Origin of the sequence: Mesorhizobium sp. M7A.F.Ca.US.006.04.2.1 (assembly GCF_004022915.1) — a bacterium.
GTDB classification, from domain to species: Bacteria; Pseudomonadota; Alphaproteobacteria; order Rhizobiales; family Rhizobiaceae; genus Mesorhizobium; species Mesorhizobium ciceri.
This window is the reverse complement of sequence record NZ_RZQA01000876.1, coordinates 1-2550: the sequence shown is the minus strand read 5'-3', so window position 1 is coordinate 2550 and position 2550 is coordinate 1. Positions and strand designations below refer to the sequence as shown.

Annotated in this window: 2 protein-coding genes and 1 pseudogene; all 3 read right to left on the bottom strand. The window is 63.3% G+C overall.

Annotation, left to right across the window (positions count from 1 at the left end):
• The coding region (locus EN925_RS31495) for a GMC family oxidoreductase N-terminal domain-containing protein (RefSeq protein WP_164894516.1) at nucleotides 1-695 on the bottom strand (695 nt) is incomplete at its 3' end.
• Between the two features lie 14 nt (nucleotides 696-709).
• Nucleotides 710-2188 (bottom strand): aldehyde dehydrogenase family protein, encoded by a 1479-nt coding sequence (locus EN925_RS31490; RefSeq protein ID WP_127388493.1) that lies wholly within the window; start codon nucleotides 2186-2188, stop codon nucleotides 710-712.
• 84 nt (nucleotides 2189-2272) lie between these two features.
• Nucleotides 2273-2550 (bottom strand): annotated as a pseudogene (locus tag EN925_RS31485) (amino acid ABC transporter ATP-binding protein); the annotation flags it as partial.

The window sequence follows — 2550 nt, the reverse complement described above, 5'->3', positions numbered from 1 at the left end:
ATCACCAGGCCTTCAACGAAGGCATTGGCAAAGATGTGCAGGTTCTTGCGGGCCCGCACCTCGGCGTCGAGATAGCCGATCGCTGTCGACACGCGTCGGTCGTTCTCGTTCGACAGCGGCAGCGGAAACGAGCCGTCCTCGAAACTGCCATTGTAGTCCGGCCGGTAGGGATATTCGCTTTCCGTCTGCTTGAGCACTGATTTGGTGAAGCCGGCCCAATCCTTTGGAAAGACACGGCGGATCGGAATCCGGCCGGTCTTGTTGTGAAGCTCGCCATCGAAATCAAGGTCGCGCTCAAGCTTCTTGAGATAGGGCAGCATGCCGTCCCATCCCCAGCCGGGCAGGCCGAGACCTTCCCATTCGTCATAGTCGTGTGGCAGGCCGCGCACGGCGAACTGGCCGTTGATGCTGGAGCCGCCGCCCATCACCTTGGCCTGTTCGAGCTTGGCCGTCTTGACCAACTGCGCGTTCTGCTTTGGCGAGCGGTTGAAGACACGCAGTTCCGTCCAGTGGTATTTCGGGTCGAAATAGGAGAGGCCGGGATAGCTGTCGGCGATCACCTCAGGAACATCGTCCGGCGGCGTGTCGGGCCCTGCCTCGAAAAGCGCCACCTGCCTGGTGCCGTTCTCCGAAAGACGGCTGGCAAGCACGGCTCCAGCCGAACCGCCACCGACAATGATGTAGTCGAATTGCATGTGCTTGCGCTCGCTCAGGCGTAATTGGCCCAGATGGCCTTCTGGCGCAGGAACGCCTCGATGCCGGCACGACCCATATCCTTGCCGAAGCCGGAGCCCTTGTAGCCGCCGGCCGGGTAGGTGAACTCCGGGCCGCGCCCGTGCTGGTTGATCCAGACCATGCCGGCCTCGATCGAATCCGCCGCCTTGAGCGCCTTCTTCAAATCCGTGGTGTGGACGCTGGCGGCGAGCCCGTAGACCGGATGCGCCGCCAGGGCGAGACCCTCCTCCAGGTCGGCAAAGGTGCGCACCGTCAGCACCGGGCCGAAGAACTCATCCTTGAAACCGATGTTGTCGTCGGCGACGTCTTCCAGGATCGTCGGCGCGAAAAAACAGCCTTCGTTGCGGCCTTCGAGCACCGTGCCGCCGGTGACCACCGAGGCGCCCTCGCTGACGCTGGCGCGGACCATCGTGTCGATGCGCTCGAGCTGCTTGCGGCTGATGATCGGCGCGAAGGTCGTCGTCTCGTCCCAGGTCGGCCCTGCCTTGATCGCCTTGGTGCGGGCGATGACGCGTTCGATCAGCTGGTCCGCGATCTTGTCCTCGACGATCAGCCGCGAACCGGCCGTGCAGACCTGGCCGGCATTGTCCATGAATGCCGCCGCGACGCGGCCGGCCACCACATCGATATCGCCGGCATCGGCCAGCACCAGTTGCGGGCTCTTGCCGCCAAGTTCGAGCGTGACGGGCTTGATGCCGGACTGGGCGGCCAGCGTCATGATCGCGGCACCGGTCTGCGTCGAGCCCGTGAAGGAGATTTTCAGAATATCGGGATGGCGCACGATCGCCGCTCCCGTCGTGTGGCCGTAACCGTTGACGACATTGAACAGGCCGGCCGGAACGCCGGCCCTGGCGGCAAGGTCCGCCAGCGCGAGCAAGCTGTGCGGAGTCAGTTCCGAGGTCTTCATCACCACCGCATTGCCAGCAGCCAGCGCCGGGGCGAATTTCCAGGCGGCGGTGATCATCGGGAAGTTCCAGGGAACGATCGCGCCGACAATGCCATAGGGCTCATGCTTGACGATGCTGAGCGCATTCGCCTCGGTCGAAGTGACCGTGCCTTCGATCTTGTCGCAGAACTCCGCGTAGTAGCGCACGACGCCGGCGGTACGCACCGCGTCGCGGACAATCGTCATCGAGATCAGCCGGCTCGATCCCATCGCTTCCAACTGGCCGAGATAGGTCGCGTTCTCCTCGATCAGCGCCGCGAAACGCGTGAGCACAGCGGCGCGATCGCGCGGCGCGATCTTCGCCCATCGGCTCTGCGCCAGCGCCGTTTTCGCGGCATCGACGGCCTGTTGTACCGCACCTTCGCCACCATCGGTGATCACGCCCATGGGCTGGAGATCAGAGGGGCGGAGAACCTCGATCTCCGCGCCGGGTAAATCAACGTACTGGCCACCAATGTGATGGCCCCTTGGGATGGCGATTGTGGCCGGATCGAAACTCAGTGTCATTGATATCTTTCCTTTTGCGGCCAGCTCGAAAGGCGGCGCATTCGACGATGTCCGCTTGACTGTTTTGCGCGAAGCGGCGTGCGTTCAGCATGCCTTCTCGGCTTCACGCGCCTCGAGGAACGGGCGAAGCAAATCCGCCGATTCATGAAAGCGTCCGACAAAACTCTTCAGACGCGGATGTTCGGGATGCAGCAGCACCTTGGCCGGCGGACCCTGCTCCGCCACCAGCCCCTGATCGAGAAACACCACGCGATCGGCGACCTCGAAGGCAAAGCCCAGCTCGTGGGTGACGATCACCATGGTCATGCCGCTCCTGGCCAGTTCGACCATCGCCTTCATGACTTCGCCGACCAATTCTGGAT

Excerpts from the sequence above, each read along its gene's own strand:
- EN925_RS31490 (WP_127388493.1), bottom strand. The coding sequence starts at position 2,188 with ATGACACTGAGTTTCGATCCGGCCACAATCGCCATCCCAAGGGGCCAT.